The organism is Lactobacillus sp. WILCCON 0149 (assembly GCF_057197965.1).
Genome location: NZ_JBUBHO010000004.1, coordinates 1 through 22,086, shown reverse-complemented (window position 1 = coordinate 22,086; position 22,086 = coordinate 1). Strand labels below are relative to the sequence as shown.

Genomic DNA, 22,086 nt, shown 5'->3' with positions numbered 1-22,086 from the left:
GCGTGCCAGACTGGAAGCTGATCTGGACCGAATGGAAGCCGAGATGGATAAGATAAAAGGCAGAGAATACAAGCTTCCAAAGCGATACGAGCACTACTTCAAGCTCACCTACCACAAAGACAAGTTCTATGGCTACGAGGAACGGGAAGATGTCATCGAACGAGAGCTGCAGCTGTGCGGCTATTTCGCGATCGTGACCTCCGAAAAGATGACCGCTTCAGAAGCTTTGAATCTTTACAAGAGCCGCGATATCTCAGAGAAGCTGTTTGGCAGTGATAAGACTTTCCTTGGCAACCGCTCATTTAGAGTCGCAAGCAGCCAGGCAGCTGAAGCGAAGATCTTCATTCAGTTCATTGCCTTGATAATCCGGGCAAGAATCTACACGCTTTTGAGAAAGCGCAAAGCCGAAATGCCGGGCAAGCCTAACTATCTGAGCGTGCCTTCAGCACTGAAAGAGCTCGAAAAGATTGAGCTGATACGCCAGCCGAACGGCAACTATAAGCTCGATCACGCTGTCACAGCTACCCAGAAAGTAATACTAGGCGCTTTTGGGCTAGACGAAGAATGGATCAAAGCACAGGCAAGACTGATTGGAAAAGACATTAAGAACGCCGCAATGCCAGAAGAACAGAAAGACGATGATGAAGATGCCGAGAACGAAGAGTATTAAAACAATTGAAGCAGAGATCTCCCAAACAGAAGAACAGCTCCGGCGCCTCAAAGAGCGCTGCGATAAAGCGTCAGAGAAGCTTGATGCCCTCTATGAGCTCAAGAAGCACCGAGAGCAGGAGGAATTACTAAAAGCTATTGATAAAAGTACCCGAACCAAAGCTGAGATCCTCGCGTTTCTAGAAAGTCATGCATAAAAAGAAATACGGTTGGCAGAAAACCTGCCAACCGTGTAGTTTGAGTTGTAAAATCCTGGGAAATTAGCAATGAATTATATAGTGCCTCTTTAGAGCGGTATAATGCCTCTTTAAAGCGCATGATTGCTGCTCAAGAGAAAGTGCCTTTGGCAAATCAATACAAGCAAATTGAGGACTTCATGGAGAGCTTGATCAAGGAACTGCCAGAGGACGAACAGAGCAAGATAGATGGGCAAATCTACTATGACACTCGCAAGAACAGTTTGCAGTTTATGCTGAACGTCAATGAAAGCTCACCGCATTTCTTTGTTTACTACGACAAGAGCAAGGGCGCTAAGGTTGACTTTGGTGCTGCTCAATGCTGGATCAAAAGCGATGGGTATATAAGTGGCGCTGTCTACCATGATGGCGACCTTGAACCATTCGCTGAGCATTACAGAAAGTTCAATGGATCCCTTGTTGATCTTGTCTGCAATGGTCTCATCGATAACTGTGGCTTGACTAAGCTCAGCTAGCCAGAAAAATAATAGGACTCAACAAAGACAATATAAACATCGTGTAAAAGCAGCATCCCTCTCATGGAGAAATTCGTGAGGCAGGGGATGCTGCTTTTTTGTTTGGACTTGCCAAAACATTAGAAATAGATTACAATTAGACGGATTGATAAGGTGTCATTTTTGATAAGTTTTTTCCCAAAGGGCAAGGTAATTGCCTTTTAAAATAAGATTGATAAGGTGTCATTTTTGATAAGTTTTTTCCCTATGGAAGTGGCGGAATGGCTATGGCTTTCGATTGATAAGGTGTCATTTTTGATAAGTCTTTTCCCAGAGCGATCATCAGTAATTAGAAAGGATGTGATTGATAAGGTGTCATTTTTGATAAGAGCATCCCTCCCGTACAGCAATGTACGTGGCAGGGATGCTTTTCTTTTGCCTAAAAAATGAAACAGATCTAAGGGAGACTGAAAATAAAAAACGACAAAAATAAAAAAAAAATAGAACAACCCCGGATGTAGACTTCTACTAGTCGGATTTCTAATAATTACTTAATATCCTATATAAAGCAAACCCTGACTAGAAAGAGGTAACAATGACACAGCAAAGACTTACAGAAAGCGGTGAAAATGATGTACGCCGCGATGGACTGCGCAAGCTTTCCATTGGCGTAGCTTCTGTACTGCTTTCTTCTACACTGGTAGCGAGCCATGCGGGGCAAGCTCACGCGGCTACTGCCGAAGGCACTGAAACAAGCAGTGATGACAGTACGAGCGCAAGCAATGCAGCAAGCACTGTAACGACAAAGAGTGGACTTGTGGTGTCCAACTCAAGCAACGCTGCACAGCCATCGACTGATCAGAATGCAAGCGATAGTGCTTCAAAAGACGCTCAAAGCACGCAAGAAGGCGAAGACAGCACTGCTTCAAATAGTCAAAGCAGTACGACTTCCAATGACAATTCATCTGCCTTGACTGCATCCCTTGTCTCAAATGGCGTAAGTGAAGAGACAAGAGCAAAGATGGCCGCAGCCGTAAGCAAGCTCGCCTCTGCTCCAGCCGCCACTTCAACCAGCCTGTCCTCCAACTACTACAAGACCACTACTGAGAACAAGGATGTCAATCGAACTGTCAACTACAAGACGACCGATGGTTCAAAGGCTCCAGACTCAAAGACGGATAAACTGACGTACACGAAAACGACCATTACAGGCGATCTGTCCAGCTTGACTGGCAGAGCTGCCAATGATGGTTTGACCGTCAATAAGGGCGAATCCAAGACTTACGCTACCAAGGATGAGGCGCTGTCTGACTTGTCTAAGCAGGTTGACGATCTGCAGAAAGCGCTGGGCAACTATGAAAGTGCCAAGGCCGGCTACGACATCGCAATGAAGAGCTACGCGGCTGACTTGAAGAAGTGGGAAGACGCCCAAAACAACCCGCACACGGTAAAGGGCATTTCTCAAAGTCTTACTTTCAACAATGAAAAGGATGCCAACATCTCTATTTCATCACCAACTGGCAAGCAGATCGACTACATCAAGTCAAGTGCATGGCTTGGCAGCGACAGTAAGGGCGTCTATGCCATGGAAAACGTTGGCAAGTCTTATGGTGACGATCAAATTACTGCCAATGTCTCGGAAGCCGCCTCAGCTGACACAAGCCAGTGGGGCAATACCTATACAGGCATTCGGATGAAGGTAGGCGACAGCTTCTTGGCAACCTACACCAACTTGAGCAATTCTACGTATATTGACAGTAGTGGGAATCCACACGCCATTGGCAAGGCAACTATCAAGTATACGCTGAACAGTACTACCTCTAATGATGGTACGGCTAACGTCTTTGTCTCCAGCAACCCTAACATTACTTTCTGGTACGGTGCTAAGAACGACAATAATGGCTCTGTGGAATTCAGCCTTGAATTGACTCTGTACGATACGAACGGAAACAAGATTGACAACATGAGCAATGCTTGGTTATCAATGTCATCCCTCAATAACGGCGGCTTAGGGACTGAATACTTCAACCCAGGGTCCAATCAAGCTGCGGTGATCCCAGGCTCTTCTGTAACTAAGCACGATGATGGATCGTACTATTCTGACAATGACAACAGTGCCGAAAAGGCGGGATTTGATTGGGACAGTCCAAGCTCTGAAAATCGCTACTATGGTGCAGCGGTAATGCAGGCAAACGGCTCTAGTTTCAAGGTGGGAACGAAGGCCAAGGAAGGCTCAGATACCTACGTATGGTTTGCTCTCGACACCAACCTGGCAACGGCATACAAGCCTCTGCAGCCGACCGCGCCAACTAAGCCGACAGTTTCCTACCATGACGTAACGGCAAGCTACTGGGACGGCCCTAAGGACTTTACAGACGTTGCTACGCCGCCTCTTACTGGCTACAAGGCTGACAAATCTGTGATTTCCAACAAGAACATTGCTCATGATCATCCCGACATCGTTGAAACCGTAACCTATACTCCAGACATCCAAAAGGGTTCTGTAACTTACATCGACGACAATACAGGTAAGACCTTGAAGATTGATAATCTGACAGGGAAGAGCAATGCCAAGTCCGGCTACACTACCAAGTCCTCAATTGCTGACTACCAGAGCAAGGGATACAAGCTGGTAAGCGACAGCACCAATGGCCAGGAAATCGTCTACGACAACAACGCCTCAGTAGACCAAAACTACACCGTTCACCTCAAGCACGATACCAAGACGCCTGCGGAAAACAAGCACAACGCAACGGTTACTAGAACCATTACCTACAAGATGAGCGATGGCTCAAAGGCCCCAGCCAGCGTGAAGGATTCTCTTGCCTTTACTGCCCAGGATACCGTTGATGCTGTTACTGGCACGGTATTGTCAACGGCCTGGAGCGACAATCAAGACTTTAAGGACGTTTCATCCCCAGCCGTAAAGGGCTACACCGTGGACAGAAAGGTAGTCTCCAACAAGAATATTGCTCATGACCATGCCAATATCGAAGAGGTCGTAACCTACACGCCAGAAGATCAAAAAGCCAAGGTTGTTTACATTGACCAAACCACTGGCAAGACCTTGAAGACTGAGAATCTGGCAGGGAAGACCAACGCCAAGTCTGGCTACACTACTGGCAAGTCAATCAAGGACTACGAGGACAATGGCTACGTTCTGGTCAGCGACTCAAGCAATGGCCAAGAACTTGTCTTTGATGACGACACGGCAAAAGATCAAGAGATCACCGTCATCTTGAAGCACAGCTACGCGACCGTGACAGAAGAAAACCCAGGCAAGCCGGGTGAAGCAGTCAATGCCAACCCAGACGGTACCAAGTGGCCAGATGGCACGGACAAGGGCAGCTTGGGCGATGACGTTGTGAGAATCATTACCTACCGGATGTCAGACGGCAGTCAAGCTCCTGGTCCTGTAGACAGCGTTCTGCACTTCACCGCTCAAAAGGTCATCGACAAGGTAACTGGTGAGATCATCTCTACTACCTGGTCACCAACTCAAGACTTCGATGACATTACCAGTCCAGACGTCAAGGGCTATACCCCAGACCAAAAGGTAGTTTCAGACAAGGGTATTACTCATGAGCACAGCGACATCCATGTGACCGTAACCTACGATCCAGATCCGCAGAAGGCTAAGGTAACTTATGTCGATGAGAAGACTGGCAAGACTCTTTCCGTCAAGGACCTGACGGGCAAGTCAAACGGCAAGTCCGGCTACACTACGGCAGAAGAGATTGCAGCACTTGAAGGCATGGGATACAAGCTGGTAAGCGATGACACCAATGGCCAGGAAGTTGTCTTCGATGACGACAGCAGCGTGGATCAAAGCTACATCGTTACTTTGACGCACCGGATCGACAACTCTGAAGAAAAGAACACGATGACTCGCACGATTCGTCTGCACACGCCAGATGGCTTGAAGACGATCAAGCAGGTAGGACACAGTACTCGGAGCGTTGCTACGGATGCAGTAACTGGCGAAAAGACTTATGGCGAATGGTCCAAGGACAAGTGGGATGAGTTCGACACCCCAGAGATCAAGGGCTACACTGCCAGTCTTGACAAGGTTTTGAAGGTGATCATTGACGGCGATACCAAAGACAAGACCGTTGACATCTACTACAAGAAGAAGGAAAGCCCAACTCCTCAAAAGGATACTGCCAAGCCAGCATCCCCTGTAAAGCAGGAAACCCAAGCTCAGCCAACACCTGCAGCCTCTCTGCCAAAGACGGGCAATGAAAGCAGCATCTTGATGCAGTCAGCAGGCATGTTTGCAACTGGTGCATCCCTTTTAGCAACGATTGCTGATCGCAAGAAGCAAAACAAACAAGAAAAGAAGTAGCTTCTTAATCTAAAAATGACAAGCGGCGGCTTTGGACTCAATGCCCATAGCTGCTGTTTTGCTAATAAGCGGAAAAATAAGCCGCTATGTTTTCTATGATAGAATTTTCAGTAACATTCTGAAAAATAGAAAGGGAAAAATGAAATCAGAAAAAATATCGCCAAAGCAAGCGGCACTCAGAAAAGTTTCAGCCGGGGCAGCATCAATGCTCGCTTCTGGTGCGTTGATTTCTATGGCATCTAACGTTTCAGCGCATGCTGAAACAGTCAATGCTTCAGTGCAATCTGATACGGCTAGTGCTTCTGACAAGGTGACTACTGACAGTGGCTTGACCGTCAGCACTGTTTCTGATAGTCAAGGCAACAATGCCGCCAGCAGCTCTGAAGAGACTGACGCTTCTAACAGTGCGGATGCTAATGCAAGCAGTACAAGTCAAAACGACACTAGTGCAGAAGGCGAGAAGGCAGCTGACAGCAATTCCAGCACAAATTCTGTTCCTAGTGGAGATGGCGTTGCCGATGACAACGAAGCAACTAGCGAAAATAAGAATAATTCCGCTGATGGGAATGCAACGGCAAGCAGCGAAGATACTCAGGAAAGCAACTCTGATTCTAAGGGGGATGCCCAAAATGATGATGCTGATTCAAAAGAAAATGCAAAAGAAAGTGCACAGGGGGAACAAGGGGATGCAGCTGCAGATAATGCTGCGACTGTAAGCACATCCGCATTGGAAAGCGAAAACAATGCTTCACTTCTGTCCGCATCCCTTTTGGCAGATACGGGCTCAACCACTACGCTCAAGTCCATGTCTGACGCTAAGAATTACTCAAACTATGACCATAGCGCGGCTTTGACTGATCCGGAAACAGCTAAGGCATCATATAAGAAGGGGGAAAGCGTCCCTGTATCCTTTGCCTTTGCCAACAACACTAACTCGGATCAAAAAATCACGGCGACGATGACCGTATATTATGGCGCTAACCCAATTGGAGAAATCAGAAGCGTTTCCAAGTACTTGAAGGCAGGGGAAGCATATGATGTAGCCGCAAACGCTGCTGACCAGAATCAGTTCACGATTGACAACAGCTGGCTTGAGAACAACAAAGGCTACACGATTCAGATCAAGGTTACGGATGCATCAGGCAAGCAGATTGGTCTGAAAAATCTGGGCTTGGCCATCGAAAATGACTGGACTAAGTTCCCGAGATATGGCGTTATTGCCGGGTCCGGAAGCCATGCATACGGCATCCCTAATGATCCGGCGCTGATGCAGAAGTATGCTGAACAGATCGAAGAAATGAAAAACATGCACGTCAATTCTTATTTCTTCTATGACGTTTATAAGGATGCCGCCAACCCATTCCCAGATGAAGAATCATATACGCAAGAATGGGCAACCTGGACCAGCAACAAGCCTCAAATCAGTACGCAGGCTGTCAAGGATCTTGTCGCAAAAGTACATGACACGAATGCTTCCGCCATGCTTTATAACATGATCCATGCTCGCAATACGTACGAGAATACGGAGAACACCCCGGGACTGCCGGATGATTCTCAGCTTATGTACAATGCCTATGATGGTGCCTTTGGCTCTAAAGGCCAAGCTATGACCAACAGTGCGGCTGCTCAGGTTTACTACAACCCAGCATCCCCAGCCTGGCAGAAATATATTACGCAAGTGATGATCGACGCAATGAAGCGCGGCAACTTTGACGGCTGGAACGGTGACACGATCGGTGACAACACAGTCACTACGTCAGAAGACAAGGGAACAGACAAAACCTTCCGGCTTCAAGATACTTATGGCTACTTCTCAAAGAACGTAATGGATGCCTTTAAGGGCAAGAAGCCGGATGGAACGGATTACTACTACACCATCAACAACGTCAACACCGAAGGCCTCAAGGACTCATTGAGCAACGTGTCAGTTGCTTATACGGAATTATGGCCAAGCGGGAATTTTAATGGCCACGCTATTACTGAATACGGCGACTTGAAGAATGTCGTGGACTACGTACGTGATCAGTCCGGAAAATCTCTTATTGTTTCGGCATACCTTAAGAACAATACCATTGGATCGGACAATACTTACAACACCAATGCGGAGCTGCTTACGACTGCTTCAATTGCCGCGGCAGGTGGCTACCACATGGAGCTTGACGCTAACGCCAACAATAACGATGAATACGGTACTGGTATCTTAGGCAGTGAGTATTATCCAAACCAAGACCATAAGGTCAGTGAAGACTTGAACCGTCTGCTCTACCAGTACTCACAGTTCCAAGTTCAATACGAAAACATGCTTCGCGGTGATGGAGTGACCAACGACACCGCCCTGGCCAAGACCTACAATGCAAGCGGCAGTCAAGTAAGCCGAGACGAAAACAACAGTACTGATGCGGGGAGAAATGGCAATCAGGTTTGGACTTTCACCAAGAAAGGCGATGGCTTCAAGACCATTCAGCTCATCAACTTGATGGGGATCAACTCCGACTGGGACAACACGTCTGGAAACAACAATAAGAACCCAGAAGTCCAAAAGAATCTGACGATCATTTATCCACTTGGATCAATGAACGAAAGCCAGGCCAAAGCTTATGCAAACAACGTATACGTGACCTCTCCAGACGACTGGAACAAGGGGACCATGGCCAAAACGTCAGCAAGCGTAGTAAATAATGGCGATGGTACGTACTCACTGAAGATCAACGTGCCAGAATTGTCTCTGTGGGACATGGTTTACATCCAAGAACCACAAGTTGCGCATGTTACTTATCATGACGACACGGACAACAAGGATCTCAAGTCTGATACTTTAAACGGCAGCAGCGGCTCAACGGCATATACCGATGAAAGCGGCAAGAATGTCTACACGACGGCAGAAGCCATTAAGGACTACTTGAGCAAGGGGTATGTCCTTGTCAGCGATGAAACGAGCGGAAACAAGATTGTTTTTGACAGTGACTCAAGCAAGGACCAGAACTATACCGTCCACCTCAAGCACGCTACAACCACGAAGTCAGTTTCAGATGACGTTACTCGGACTATTGAATACAAGATTTTAGGCGGCAGTCAGCAAGCTCCAGCATCCGTAAAGGATACCTTGCATTTCACTGGTACTCAGACCATTGACTCGGTAACTCAGAAAGTAGTAAAGACTGACTGGTCCGCAAACCAAGACTTCAAGGATATTGCATCCCCGGCTGTAACGGGCTATACTCCGGATAAGGCAGTTGTCTCCAACAAAAACATTGCCCACGATGCAGCCGACATCAATGTCGTGGTAACCTACAGTGCAGACAGCCAGGGTGGTGGATCTCAATCTACCGATGATCCTAAGAATGGTAACCAAGACAACGGCTCTCAATCTTCTGGCAACTCTGAGAATGACAATCAAGGCGACAATACTAAGCCTGTAGATGATCCTAAGAATAATGGCCAAAGCAGTGGCTCTCAGACTACCGATGATCCTAAAAACCGCGGCCAAGGTGGCAGCTCTCAGACGCCAGGTGACTCTAATAACAGTAGCCCGGGCAGTGACGCCAAGTCGACTGACAATGATGGCTCTAAGAACAGCAGCCAAAATGGCAGCTCTCAATCTACTGATACTGCCGATAACTCCAAGACGGACAACCACGGCAACGGTTCTCAGTCGGTCACCGATACAAAGAAAAATGATCAAGCTGATCAATCTCAATCCATTAGTAGTACGGGGACTGACGAGCAAGTTGATTCAGCTGAGGGTAGTGATAAACAGAACGTGGATTCAGCCAAAACAGATAAGTCAGAATCTGAAAGCCAAACTGAAAGCCAAACTGACAATTCGCCAGAAACCAGTTCTAAGGATTCCAAAGAAAAAGCGGCTGATTCCTTGCTGACGGCATTATCTAATAATGACAACGGCAACAGCCAGGGTGGCAGCACATCCGCAAACAATGTAAGTCAAAGTCAGTCTGCAGGCACTGCAAGCGTAACACAGGAAACCTCTGCTTCTTCTCAGCGTCAAATGCCGCAAACTGACAATAAAGCCGATAGAGAGGCGGGTCTCTTAGGCATGTTTGCAACTGGTGCATCCCTTTTGGCAACGATTGTCAATCATAAGAAAACTAAGAAGCAACGCTAATTTTTGGTCATGAAAACATCGCAAGATTCATTAATGAGCTGCACATGTATATCTGTGACAGATGCGGCTACCGCTCTAATGACGACCGCATAGCCGCAATGAACATTCAAATGCTGGGAACGATGTACGTCAGCGGCGTGCCTAATCCGTCGTATCAGAGTAAGCACGACACGACAGATGCTAAGAAAGCCAAAGGCAAGAAAACAAAGAAACAAACAAATTAGAGCAGTGCGTACAACGTGCTGTTCTGCCGTAGTAGTCAGCCTGCGGGAGCATCTGAGGTTCGCCAAGGATGCTTGAGAAGCGACAGCGTAAGCCTTCGGGCTTGGCTATGGGAGAACTCCCTTCGGGGAGTTTGCTTGGACCACGCTAGCTAGTTGCAAACCTCCAACCTCGGTCGGGGGTAGTTGATGAGATGTTATTTCTGAAACAGCATCCCTCTCATGGAGAAATTCGTGAGGCAGGGGATGCTGCTTTTTTGTTTTTACTTGCCAAAACATTAGAAATAGATTATAATTAAACGGATTGATAAGGTGTCATTTTTGATAAGTCTTTTCCCTATTTTCTTTCTGCCATGTACTTGTCCTTTGATTGATAAGGTGTCATTTTTGATAAGTCTTTTCCCGATCTGGCTTTAATATACCGGGGACGTGGACGATTGATAAGGTGTCATTTTTGATAAGTCTTTTCCCTAATGACCCAGACTTAGATATTGAATTTGAGATTGATAAGGCGCCATTTCTGATGAGAGCATCCCTCCCGTACAGCGATGTACAGGGTAGGGATGCTCTTCTTTCGCTAGATTAATTTTCTTAGGTAGCGGTGAGAAGATGGTGTCGGGGGATGCAATTTCAGCTGACTAGATGTACAATTAAGGGGTAAAGAATTATTTTTTGTTTTTTACACCTAGGTCTCACAGGGGACTTAGCACTAGAACAGTTGCTCTAGTGGGCCGCAAGGTCAACAAGTTTTTCAGCATTTTTGCTGGCATGAGAGAGTTCTCTCGTGTAATGGTTAAAAGCCTGGCTTAGCCGGACTTACAATTATCGCATGGCGTATCTGTCGTGCTTTTGGTTATTTTACAAAACGAAAAATAAGGTTAGAGGAGACTGCAGAAGTTTTTGCAGTCTCTTTTTTGTGCTTTCAAAGCACTAGAAAGGAGTCAATTATGGGACCGCCATAGTTGAGAAAATCAAAAAAGGAGAAGGGCTGAAAGGACAAAAAAATGATCGTTCAAGGAGTAACAACAGAACGTGAGGAAAACGGCAGGATGTTTAGTCTTCGTGCTAAAATAAAAACAAGAGGTGAGCACGAGATGGACGACCAACTGAGACAAAAAATCGATACAGTTGCTGACGAAATGTACAAAATTATCTTTCGTGGTGAAAAAGGCGTTGCATTAGAAACTGCTTTGAGAAATGCAGGAGTCGATGTCCGCTTTTTTGCTGAAGATGATGACAAAGGCATCAGCAGTTATTTGACGTGGAACTCAAAAAAAGATATGCCAGTAATTATGGTAAACGCACTTGAGTCCCGTGAAAGTCAGCGCTTTTCTATAGCTCGTGAGCTAGGACACTTGGTTCTTGGCTTTAGATGGTTGCCATTTCCGTATTCTACAAAGAGTTTATTTAACGAAGACAAAGTCCTAAATGTAACTAAATATCGAGGTGCAAAAAAGCTGACCAAAACGGAACAGCTTGAAGAAAATAAAGTCGATGAATTTGCAATAGCTTTTTTACTGCCAGACAGTGAACTTGCCAAAATCATTGATATGACCAACCTGACTACAGGATTAATTGGTGAAGTAGCAAAAAAACTCGATGTTTCACCTCAAGCCGCAAATCTTCGCGTAAAAAATTATGTAAGAATGAGAGCGGAAAATAATGAATAAAAAAATAGAGGGACTGATTGGAGAAATTACTCCAAATAAAGCCCAAGCATCCAATGATGCGTCACTAGTCAATGACTTGCCTGGAGATAAAGAAAATTTTCAGGATTCTGCAGAAGCCTATGACGAATTACGTCAGAAGCAAGATCTTCGCTTTCGTGAAAGAATTCTGATGTCGATTGACGCTGGGCGAGTAGCTAGACAAAAAACTAGGCAAAAAGTCCTGGTGTGTTACATTGTCTACATGGCACTGGTTACGGCAGGAATTTTTTGGATCATAATAGATTCACTCGATAAAGGGTATTCTGTAGAAATACAAAAGCTATTGGTAGGGACTTTGATGGTCAATTTGATTTCCTTGGCATTAGTCATTATTCGATACGCTTTCTCTACAGACGTAGAAAAGCAACTAATCCAATTGTTTAATCAAACGGGCCACAACGAACATCGAAAATAAGGTTAGAGGAGACTGCAGAAGCTTTTGCAGCCTCTTTTTTGTGCTTTCAAAGCACTAGAAAGGAGTCAATTATGGGACCGCCATAGTTGAGAAAATTGAAAAAATATTATTGGCAGAGGACTTAAACGCAGTGTTTGAGTCCTTTTTGTTTTTAAAAGAGAGAGGACACAAAAATGACTACCCACAAGTTATCAAAGGAACTTCAAGAAGAGTATGGTGAAAAAGATTGGGAACAAACGGATGAACAGCTTGATCAGCTTGTAAAGAGCGATCAAGACGGTCACCGTGAGTTTGTGGCATGCTTTGGTCGCGATAAGGATTTAGACATCCTCGTTCATGATGAAAGCCCACTTGTACGCTCATGCGTTGCAAGGGAAGGCCGCAATAAAGATCTCGACATTCTTGTACATGATACAAATGAAGATGTCCGGTGGTGGGTTGCTGCCCAAGGTCGCGACAAAGACTTGGACATTCTTGTGCATGATCCCGACTGGAAAGTACGGGAAAAAGTTGCTGCCCAAGGCCGTGACAAGGACTTAGACATTCTTTTACATGATGAATATAACGAAGTACGTGCAACTGTGGCTGAAAAAGGCCGCGGCAAGGATCTTGACATTCTCGTAAAGGATGAAGATCCATGGGTTCGTTATAAAGTAGCGGTGCATGGCCGTCAGGATGACGTCGTGATTCTTGCGTATGACAGTGAAGTAGAAATACGCAGAATTATTGCCGAAAAAATAGGAATTCTTGCAGCCTTGTACAGCGAATTTACCAAAACAATGAACCATCTCGAAAAGGACAGTGACGCTGAAGTTCGGTTGGCCGTTGCTAATGAATGGAAGCGTGCTAGATTCACTGAACGGTATCGTTATCTTGCAATTGAAGGGTTACACCGCCTTGCACACGATGACAACGAAAAGGTTCGTCATGCTGTACGGGCGATGCTTGAAGAAGAACAAAGCAAAAATTGTTAGTAGTATCGGTTTTACTCTATTTCAAAAGAATGGAGCAAAGTACAAAAACTTAATCACAAAAAATTAGGAGGAAATTAACCATGACTATGTACACTTTACCAGAAGCTTTCAGAAGACCATTCGACACGTTCAACAGCTATGAGTCATATGACTGGCATAGAACTGGAAGTCAGCTTGATGAGCTTGTTAAGAGTAAGTCTGTTTACGACAGAAAGCTTGCTGCATGCTTTGGCCGTGAGAAGGATCTGGATATCCTTGTAAGCGATCCAAGCAGTGAAGTTCGTGAAGCTGTTGTGAAGAGTGGACGGAGCAAGTATTTAGACATTCTGGTACATGACGAGGATGAAAACGTTCGTAAGGAAGTAGTAAATACTTGCATTGAAAAGTATCTGGATATTCTTGTTCATGACGAAAATCCAAACGTACGGCGGGAATTTTTGTATTTAAACAATCTTCCTGACAAGTACCTTGATGTGTTAGTTCATGACGAGGATCCTGACGTGAGAGTCGCTGTAGCATGCTATGGCCGTGATAAAGACCTTGATATTCTTGTTTATGACAAAGATGAGGACGGCGAGGTAAGAGCAGCTGTAGCAGATAAGGGTAGAGATAAAGATCTGGATATCTTAGTTCATGATGAAAACGCAGACATAAGAACGGCTGTGGCAGATTATGGCAGAGATAAGGATCTGGATATCTTAGTCCATGATAACGATCGCTATGTACTCCGGTCAGTTGCTGAACATGGCAGAGATCAAGATCTGGATATTCTTATTCAGAGAGCTGATGTTATGGAAGACTGGGAATGCTGGATCGTACGCTACGCTATTGTTTGGGAAGGTCGTGACAAGGACCTGGACATTCTCGTCCATGATGACGATAAAGAAGTACGTGGAGCTGTAGCTCAGTTTGGTCGCGACAAGGATTTAGATGTGCTTGTACATGATTCCAACTGGGAAGTACGGAGAAAAGTTGCTGCCCAAGGCCGTGACAAGGACTTAGATATTCTTGTTCATGACAAAGATGCTAACGTTCGTGTTGCAGTTGCCAAAAAGGGGCGCGCAAAGGACCTCAAAATTCTCGTTAATGATTCCAACTGGGAAGTACTTAACGAAGCATACGCAGCATTACAACAAAATTTGACTGCATAGAGGATACTAGATCACTTGTACAAATAATAGTGCAGAGCAATTCTATGTAACTGCTCAGTAGGAAGGAGAAAAATCATGACTGCTGAAACTAACTACGTTTTTTCTGATGGAATTAACTTGTTTGCCAAGACTCCAGCTGAACTGACAGATGAACTTGGCACTTGGAATACCGCAGAAGCAATTGCCGCAGAAGAAAGAAAATACGATGCAAAGCTGGCTTACATGCTGAAGCCACTGCAACGCGTTGAATTGCTTGGTGAAAGCGAAGATACTATCTATGTTGTTGTCGACTTAGACAATCAACTGAAACTGATTAACCCTCGCGAATGCCTGGCAGGGGATTCTGATCTTCTGGATGAGGATTATGCTATTGAGGCAATTGGCGATGGCTGCTTTGGCAAGCTGCACCAACTGTACTCTTACAACGAAACGACTCTGAATTTGTTGAAGAGTCTTGAAAGCAATCAAGATGTTGTTTGGACCAACGAAAGCGAGCTCGATGTTTTACCATTAGCTGGCAAAAAGATCCAATGCTTGGAACTTCCAGAAGTTGGTCAAGAAGAATTCGAAAAGGCACATAGCCAAGTTATTCTTCGTCGTGTGGAAGCCGTGTCTGATCGGATTAGCGCGACTGTAGGATTACCTGCACATAATTAGTCGGAAAGTACAGGATGTAACCACAATCTATCTATAAGCCTCATGCTGGACGTCTAGTTCAGCATGGGGCTTATTTTTTACCTTTTTTCTGCTTTCCGCAGTACATCCCTCTGCACTAAATTCCATAGATGTTTACACATCAAAGTTCAATTAAGTCAATAAAACCGGGGGCTTAACCATCATGCTTATTTTCAAAACAGCACCCCCATAATCACGCATTACGGAGCATACCGGTTTTAGAAAAATACAGGCAATGGCAAAAATACGATTTTGAGTCTTAACAGGCAAAGCAAAAAGCGGTAAAATACTAAATAAGTGGAGTCATAAATTTTTCCTCACGCGTGTGAGGGTGATCCGGAGGACACTGTGACGCAGTTCTGATGGATAATGATATTCCTCACGTAAGTGGGGCGAAAAGGTTACACGAAAGTGTAGCCTTTTTCTTTTGCCTAATTTAGCTCAATGCTAGCTGTTCTACACAGTGCATCCCCGGTATCTGGCTAAACCTGCTAATTGTCAACCATACCAAAATGGCTAGCAAGAAAATTTAGCAAAATTGTTGATCCCAGTAGACTGACGTAGTAAGATATAAATATAGAAAGAAAATATTTTTTGGCTAAAGCTGTTCCAAGCAAGGGACAACAAAGGAGAAAAACGATGCAGAGTAAGAAGCAACAGAATATGTCTAGAGCTAATAGTCTGATTGGCATGATCGCGTTTGACTCAGATTCTATGCAGATTGTCAAAGCTATTTCAGCAAAAGTTTCTAATAAAGGCAATGTGTCTATCCAAGCTAAAACAGATAACGGCAAAGAAGTAACGCTCCACAATAAAGGACTAAACTTGCATTGGGTTCCTGCCAATCAGCGTGATGTTGTCGAACAGGAAAAAACAGATTTTTATTACGTTGAGGGCGAGAAAACTTGGCATTTCAATGCCGAGTTGAATCTCCCACTTTCTGCCTTAGTGTGTGAACGTTAGTTTGACATGTGATATAATATAAATAGCTAGAGAGCTGTAAATACTGAAAGAAGGTGCAACTCATATGGCTAAATATGAATTCAGAAATGATGAGCCAGATATCATCCATGGGCGAGGCTACGTATACAACCTCAATTACCACATCGTCTGGTGTACCAAGTATCGCAACCAAGCCTTGGCTAATCCGATTATTGTCGATTCACTCAAGGACAAGATCCTTCAGATCTGCCGTGAGAATGAGTATACGGTCAAGGCTCTGGAAATAATGCCAACTCACGTGCATATTCTGCTGTCTGCCAAACCCAAAGAGAGCGTGACAAATATCGTCAAGAAGCTCAAAGGCATTACGGCCAAGTGGCTTTTTGAAAAGTACCCAGAAACGATGAAGGAATACTTCTGGGGTGGTCACGTCTGGTCACCGAGCTATTACGCAGGAAGCATTGGAGTGACAACCGAAGCTGTCGTCAAGAAATACATTGAGACGCAATGGAATAGACCGTTTCACTAAACGCTAGAAAGGAGGAAGCGACATGGCAATACGCAAGCGCAAGTCGGATCTGCCGGAATATGGAGTGAAAATCAGATTGTACCCGACTCTCGTACAACAAGCCAAACTTAGACAGTTCTTTGGCAATGACCGCTTCCTCTGGAATCAGCTTGTCAGCCTCTATCAGGAACGCTACAAGAACAACAAGAGCTTAAAACTGTTAACGGAATTCGATCTTAACAATCTGCTTCCCGCTTTGAAGAACGAATATCCATTCCTCAAGGCAAGCGACAGCTCCAGCTTCCAAATCGTGACCAAGAACATCAGCGATGCCTGGGAGGCGTTCTTTGCTGGAACGAGACGCAAGCCCCGCTTCCACTCAAAACATAACGCCAAGCAGTCATATACTGGCAAGTCGTCAAGCATCCGGATCATGGGCAAAAGAAACATGTTCCTGCCGAAGCTGAGAAGAGTCAGATCATCGAAAACCGGCGTCATCGACGGCAAGATCAAGCGCTACACGATCAGCATCGATGCTTGCGGTCGCTACTGGCTTTCTCTAATCGTGGAGAAAAAGACCGCCTTCCTGCCAAAGACTGGCAAGGCGGTTGGCATTGACGTGGGGCTGACGCACTTGGCCATCCTGTCAGACGGCAGAAAGCTTGACAGGTTCTCATCGGATTTCTGCGAGAAACAAGCAGAAATCTGGCAGTGCAAGTCATCCAAGCGCCGTCATTTGGCTTTTGTTAAGTCGCAGCAGGACGCCAACAAAAAGGTTCTTGGCGCAAAAAGCTTGTCTGACTATCAAAACTGGCAGAAAGCCAATGTCGCCAAAAACCGCTATATGAGCCGCATCACGAATCAGCGCGATGACTATCTGCACAAGATCACGGATCAGCTGGTAAAGGAATACGACGTCATCGTCATTGAAGATCTCAAGATCAAGAACATGACAAAGAATCATCACCTTGCCCGCTCAATCCTTCGTCAGTCATGGGGTGAATTCCGCAAAATGCTGGAATACAAGTGCAAGAAGTACGGAAAGATCCTCATTAAGGTCAATCCAGCGTACACCAGCCGAATCTGCTCAAAATGCGGCAAGGATACGGGCAAGAAGCCACTGTCAGTGCGGGAATGGGACTGCCCATTCTGCAAGGCGCATCATGACCGTGACATCAATGCATCAATCAATATATTGCTTAAAGGACTTGCCCAGCTCTGAGAGAGCTGGGCAAGCAAAAAATCGTACCGTCAAACAGCAATCAATGCGGCTTGGCGGAATCGTCGGAGGGGGCACTTCCGTGATAAATAGACTGACCTCTGTTTTTGCACTGCTGTTCAGCTTGCTGGACAGAACCAGTAAAAAAGCAGTCTTGACTTCGGCCAATCCTGTTTGCAAGAATAAGTTGGTTGTTCTCAGAAGCTGTAGGTTGTGCGTGAGCACTAGCCTATAAAGAACCCCCCGACCTTGGTCGGGGGAGCATGTCATAATTCGTTTTTCGCTAAAAACAGAAGAAGATTCGATAAAGCAAAGCGCAGAATTGGCTCGCTTGCTTTTGACAGCCGCATCCCTAGCATTGTTGAGATAGTTGATGCAGATATCAACGGCAAAGGAATAATTAAGATCGTCGTTAAAGACGAAAATGGTAAAAGTTGGTCAACTGCGGAAACCTACTTGGATGGCAAATGGGTATCAGCAAATCAGCGCGATGCAGTTGAGAAACAAAAAGCTGATTACCAAGCCGAAATTCTTAAACAGAAAAAAGCAACTTTTTTGGCCAAGAAAGCGGAGTTGGAAGAAACACTGCCTAAGATACTGGAATACCGTGACCTTGTTTCTGACGAGGGCGACACCCTTATTGACGTCAACTCAGAAATAGACGAAGGCAGATTCAAAGCAAGCCTTGTGCTGACAGTTAAGACTCGTGACGGCAAGAATGCCGAAAAAGATTTAGACTGGTTCAAGGCTCACAGCTGGATGACAGAAGAAGATTATGCGTCTGCAGAAAATTATGAGATTGCTCACGCTAAAGCAATCGATGAGCTGTGGCAAAGAATGCAGGATGCTCAAGGTATTGATATTGATCTTTTGCCAGAAAAGTACCGCAGCTTTTTCGAAAAGCAGTGTGCTGACGCTGATTTGGATCTGATTGTCAGTGAATACGACCCATCTGCGTGGGACAACCATCGTGAATTCAGCCTTTCAAAGTCAAGCGCCATTGAGCGACTGCTCAAGCATAGAGACGCTGCTGATCCTAAGCAGGCTGTCATGACTAATTTTGATAGATCATTTTCCGTATACGAATGCGGATTTGACAATTATGTCAACGGGACTAATTATGAGCGTCTCTACCTTTCGGTAGATGATGAAAACTACTCTTGGACTGTTGACTTAGACTATGATTTTAATTTTGACTTTGACCGCCTTAGCGACTTCATTGTCAAAAATCTTGATGACGATTCTTTCCTGTACTTGCTCAAGAAAACGTTTGATTCCAAGGAAGAACTGGAAGAACAATTCAGCGAAATTATAAATCCCAAAGAAGCGCTAGCTGCTGTTGTTCAAGGCTTGGGCGGTAATTACGATTTTCGTGCCTCATCAGATCTTTCTGAGGATCTGTTTATGGATACTGAATGGTTGGCTGGTCAAATTGACGATATAGTCAATAGCCTGCTTGAGGTAGAGGAGCAGGTTGCAGAAAAGGTCATCCCTCAAGTATTCGAAGAAAAGTATCTACCACGACTTGCTAAAGAATATGCTGAACTGAACAGTGGATTCGATACCGAAAAGCTTGAAGCAAAAGAACAGTGGCAAAAGCAGCTTGCTGAATACAAGCAAGGCAATGGAAATGCACATGAGCAAAAACTGTTTGTGGCTCTCAGTGCGATGTCGGTGCTCAACCACGTTGCTAAGACTTTGCAGAACTATAGAGGCAATTCTAGCGACTTTGAGTATGACATGCTGAAAGATTCTTATCAGTCTGCAGAATCTATCTACGACCTCAAAAATGAGCTTCTGAAGGCCGTGTACGACAACTGCCCTGAATGCGTAAAGCTCTCCGCTTTTGTGCCGGAAGATGCTGATAAAATCAATGTGACATTCTGTGACGATCACTTTGACGTTTTCCGTGAGGAGAGCTCATATTTCGGTCTTACTCCAATGGAATATTATTTCGAGAACAAGAAAGAAATAGATCGGTGCCATAAGTGCGATGTTACCTACAACGTGAACTACTACAGCATGTACTCATTCGAGATTAAACTGCCTAATGCTGAATTTAACTTCCATGAGCCATATCCGGTTGGCAGATTTGATTTCCCTAAGCTGACTACCTTGCCAAAAGTAGATCAAGAAGTAAACGAGGAGGGCATGTTCTTGTTTGGCCGTGAAGCGAACTTCAAGGAATCGTGCTTGGCATTAGCAGTTGACTTGACCGAGCCGATCAAAGCTTTTCTGCCGATGGCAGAAGAACAGAAATAACTGAAAGGAAGCAAAGTCATCTTTACAGAAAAATATTTGCCAGAGTTTGTTGAGGAATATGCTAGCAAGAAAGAAAAGATGTGATGCGTCAATGACGGAATGGTCTCTAAAAGATTTGTCCAAATACACAGGACATCAGATTAAGCGGCTAAGAGAAGAACGTAATTGGTCTCAAGACGAATTAGCCAGTAGAATGAAAACTACTAAAACGTCTATTTCTAATTACGAAAATGGTAAGCGAACACCTCGTTTTGATGGCCTCTACTTGTTATCTACGATATTCGATGTCTCAATCGATGTATTTTTTCCACCTCGTGATTCTGTAGTACATGAAAATGAGACACACAACGATTCAGTGTTACAGCGAGATAATGGCACATCGAAAGAAGTACTTAATCGTCTAGACAAGATCGTCGATCTGCTTGAAACGATCAACAAACAAACAAGCAAATCAACGGGTGATGAAAGCTAGCAAAAGAAGAAAAATGAACGTCTACAAAAATATCAAGGCTATTGCCAAAGAACAAGGATTGACTATAAAGGATGTTGCCTATAAGGCAGGGATTGGTGAGAACAGCATCTACCTCTGGAAAGTGACACAGCCGTCTATTACTTCTTTGCAGAAAGTAGCTAACATCCTTAATGTAAATGTCAATGATCTAATGCAAGAAACCTCAGCAGATACTACATATCTTGTAGAAATTCAACGAATGGCTAAACGATTACGCCCAAATGATCAAAAGAAATTACTGAAGATCATTGAGATTCTCCTCGAAGAATAGTCAGTTAGATAGCCAACTGAAGATAGGCATCCCCATCATGTGTGTTTCTATCACATTGGGGGATGCCTATGCTGTATTAACATCAAAGAAATGACAGAACAAAATTAGATAAACGAAAATGAGCACGACTATTACAAAGCCAACGCATCTAGATCGAGAAAATACAGATGATGTGCTACGAAAAAACGTAACAAAGCTTAGGCAAGAACGTGGCTGGTCAATTCAGGACTTGGCCTCACGCTTAGGGATGGATAGAACTTACTTGAGCAAATCGGAAAGCGGCAAAAGAGCGTTCAAGATTTCAGAAGTAGATAAAATGGCTAAAATTTTTTGCGTGTCAACCGACTGTCTATTAGGCAGATGCATGCCATCTGACAAAAATAATCTAAATCGGGATGCTGAAACTGCAGAAAAAGAAATTATCAAGCTTTCGGCTGAAACCGCTCGGTGGTTCATTAAGTACTGGGCCGGTAATAACGAATTGCAGGAACTCGAAGAGCTGATTGAGCAACGAAAGAACAAACAATAAGCTGCATCCCTCCTACACAGGAAAGATGCCGTCAGCAGCCACTTCCCGTAACAGTAGGGCAGGGGTCTAACAAGTCTCCCTCCTCACTAGCGTCGCCCTAGGGGGATGCAGAAAGACAAAAAGAAAACGAGATCTCTATGATAGGGATCTCGTTTTTACGTCTGTTAAGTAATTGGATTAATGGTTGTGCAACTAATCTAGGACCTTTTCTTGTACTCTATATATGTATTTTTCTAGATAGGGAATCATGATCTCCTAGATCGAGTAAAATTAATACTACTTCATCAGTTGCTTGGTCTATGCGATAGATTAACAACCAATCGTCATTGTATTGTCGATGGACATGCAGTTCCCTCAGTTCGCCGATTAGCACATGATCTTTATGCAACTTTAAGAAATCAGTATCATTCTTGACAATTGCAGCTACACAATCATCGACTAATGACATTTGATAATGTTTTTTCTTGTATGCTTTATAAGCACGATAAAAATGATTAGTTGGCTTAATTTTCATCATTCATTGCCTTGACGAAACTCTCTACGGAATCATATTCACCAACAAAGTTTCCTTCCTTGGCATCTTTAATAGCTTGACCAAGTTCAGTGTCTTCCATAGTCAAATCGAGAGGGATAGAGTAGCTGTGTTGAACCTTCTTTAAATACATTTTAATTCCAGTAGATAAATCTAAGCCATAGTAATTAAAGATAGCGGTCACTTCTTTTTTATCTTCAGAGTCCATTTTGAAATTAACTTGTGAACTAGCCATAATATCTTCCTCCTTCTAATCTTATATATATTATACAGCGATACTTGTGGAAAGTAAAGCAGTGTATATACCGACGTAGATGGTTGCTACATATAGCATATAAT

At 44.5% G+C, this 22,086-nt stretch carries 19 protein-coding genes and 1 pseudogene; 18 read left to right on the top strand and 2 right to left on the bottom strand.

The annotated features are described in order from the left end of the window. The 18 genes and pseudogenes from ACYVUV_RS11660 to ACYVUV_RS11575 form a co-directional block, all read left to right on the top strand. The coding region (locus ACYVUV_RS11660) for an IS1634 family transposase (protein WP_484499461.1) at positions 1-670 on the top strand (670 nt) is incomplete at its 5' end. Then, positions 648-866 (top strand): hypothetical protein, encoded by a 219-nt coding sequence (locus ACYVUV_RS11655; RefSeq protein ID WP_484499460.1) that lies wholly within the window; start codon positions 648-650, stop codon positions 864-866. The genes ACYVUV_RS11660 and ACYVUV_RS11655, both read left to right, overlap by 23 nt. Before the next feature lie 146 nt (positions 867-1,012). Then, positions 1,013-1,381 carry a hypothetical protein gene (locus tag ACYVUV_RS11650; RefSeq protein ID WP_484499459.1) on the top strand — a complete coding sequence of 123 codons (369 nt, stop codon included), beginning with the start codon at positions 1,013-1,015 and terminating at the stop codon, positions 1,379-1,381. 574 nt (positions 1,382-1,955) lie between these two features. Next, positions 1,956-5,705, top strand: coding sequence for a mucin-binding protein (locus tag ACYVUV_RS11645; RefSeq protein ID WP_484499458.1), 3,750 nt, complete (start codon positions 1,956-1,958; stop codon positions 5,703-5,705). 139 nt (positions 5,706-5,844) lie between these two features. Then, positions 5,845-9,828 carry a glycoside hydrolase family 66 protein gene (locus ACYVUV_RS11640; RefSeq protein ID WP_484499457.1) on the top strand — a complete coding sequence of 1,328 codons (3,984 nt, stop codon included), beginning with the start codon at positions 5,845-5,847 and terminating at the stop codon, positions 9,826-9,828. Positions 9,829-9,860: 32 nt separating this feature from the next. After that, positions 9,861-10,052: pseudogene (locus ACYVUV_RS11635) on the top strand (RNA-guided endonuclease TnpB family protein); the annotation flags it as partial. 1,001 nt (positions 10,053-11,053) lie between these two features. Further along, complete coding sequence (locus ACYVUV_RS11630) at positions 11,054-11,719, top strand: ImmA/IrrE family metallo-endopeptidase (protein ID WP_484499456.1); 666 nt, start codon at positions 11,054-11,056, stop codon at positions 11,717-11,719. After that, a complete protein-coding gene (locus ACYVUV_RS11625) occupies positions 11,712-12,173 on the top strand; it encodes a hypothetical protein (RefSeq protein WP_484499455.1) in 462 nt (153 codons plus the stop codon). Before ACYVUV_RS11630 ends, ACYVUV_RS11625 begins: the two co-directional genes overlap by 8 nt. A 173-nt stretch (positions 12,174-12,346) precedes the next feature. Further along, positions 12,347-13,147, top strand: coding sequence for a hypothetical protein (locus ACYVUV_RS11620; protein ID WP_484499454.1), 801 nt, complete (start codon positions 12,347-12,349; stop codon positions 13,145-13,147). Between the two features lie 80 nt (positions 13,148-13,227). Further along, positions 13,228-14,298 carry a HEAT repeat domain-containing protein gene (locus tag ACYVUV_RS11615; protein WP_484499453.1) on the top strand — a complete coding sequence of 357 codons (1,071 nt, stop codon included), beginning with the start codon at positions 13,228-13,230 and terminating at the stop codon, positions 14,296-14,298. 75 nt (positions 14,299-14,373) lie between these two features. Beyond that, a complete protein-coding gene (locus ACYVUV_RS11610) occupies positions 14,374-14,955 on the top strand; it encodes a hypothetical protein (protein ID WP_484499452.1) in 582 nt (193 codons plus the stop codon). A 657-nt stretch (positions 14,956-15,612) separates the two neighbouring features. Continuing rightward, positions 15,613-15,936 (top strand): hypothetical protein, encoded by a 324-nt coding sequence (locus ACYVUV_RS11605; RefSeq protein ID WP_484499451.1) that lies wholly within the window; start codon positions 15,613-15,615, stop codon positions 15,934-15,936. Between the two features lie 64 nt (positions 15,937-16,000). Further along, the gene (gene tnpA / locus ACYVUV_RS11600) at positions 16,001-16,444 is read left to right on the top strand and encodes an IS200/IS605 family transposase (RefSeq protein ID WP_484499450.1); all 444 of its coding nucleotides are present in this window, start codon (positions 16,001-16,003) and stop codon (positions 16,442-16,444) included. 22 nt (positions 16,445-16,466) lie between these two features. Beyond that, entirely contained in the window at positions 16,467-17,645 is a 1,179-nt protein-coding gene (locus ACYVUV_RS11595) for an RNA-guided endonuclease InsQ/TnpB family protein (protein WP_484499449.1), read from the top strand. Positions 17,646-17,891: 246 nt separating this feature from the next. Further along, positions 17,892-19,904, top strand: a complete 2,013-nt coding sequence (locus tag ACYVUV_RS11590) for a hypothetical protein (RefSeq protein ID WP_484499448.1) — start codon at positions 17,892-17,894, stop codon at positions 19,902-19,904. 91 nt (positions 19,905-19,995) lie between these two features. Continuing rightward, a complete protein-coding gene (locus ACYVUV_RS11585; RefSeq protein ID WP_484499447.1) occupies positions 19,996-20,376 on the top strand; it encodes a helix-turn-helix domain-containing protein in 381 nt (126 codons plus the stop codon). Between the two features lie 13 nt (positions 20,377-20,389). Then, on the top strand, positions 20,390-20,686 hold the full coding sequence (locus tag ACYVUV_RS11580) for a helix-turn-helix domain-containing protein (RefSeq protein WP_484499446.1): 297 nt from the start codon (positions 20,390-20,392) through the stop codon (positions 20,684-20,686). A gap of 118 nt (positions 20,687-20,804) precedes the next feature. Beyond that, the gene (locus tag ACYVUV_RS11575; RefSeq protein WP_484499445.1) at positions 20,805-21,215 is read left to right on the top strand and encodes a helix-turn-helix domain-containing protein; all 411 of its coding nucleotides are present in this window, start codon (positions 20,805-20,807) and stop codon (positions 21,213-21,215) included. A 217-nt stretch (positions 21,216-21,432) separates the two neighbouring features. Here the strand turns inward: ACYVUV_RS11575 and ACYVUV_RS11570 are convergent, their stop codons facing one another. Continuing rightward, positions 21,433-21,732 carry a type II toxin-antitoxin system RelE/ParE family toxin gene (locus tag ACYVUV_RS11570; RefSeq protein ID WP_484499444.1) on the bottom strand — a complete coding sequence of 100 codons (300 nt, stop codon included), beginning with the start codon at positions 21,730-21,732 and terminating at the stop codon, positions 21,433-21,435. Continuing rightward, entirely contained in the window at positions 21,719-21,982 is a 264-nt protein-coding gene (locus ACYVUV_RS11565) for a type II toxin-antitoxin system RelB/DinJ family antitoxin (protein ID WP_412136563.1), read from the bottom strand. Before ACYVUV_RS11565 ends, ACYVUV_RS11570 begins: the two co-directional genes overlap by 14 nt. Between the last annotated feature and the right edge of the window lie 104 nt (positions 21,983-22,086).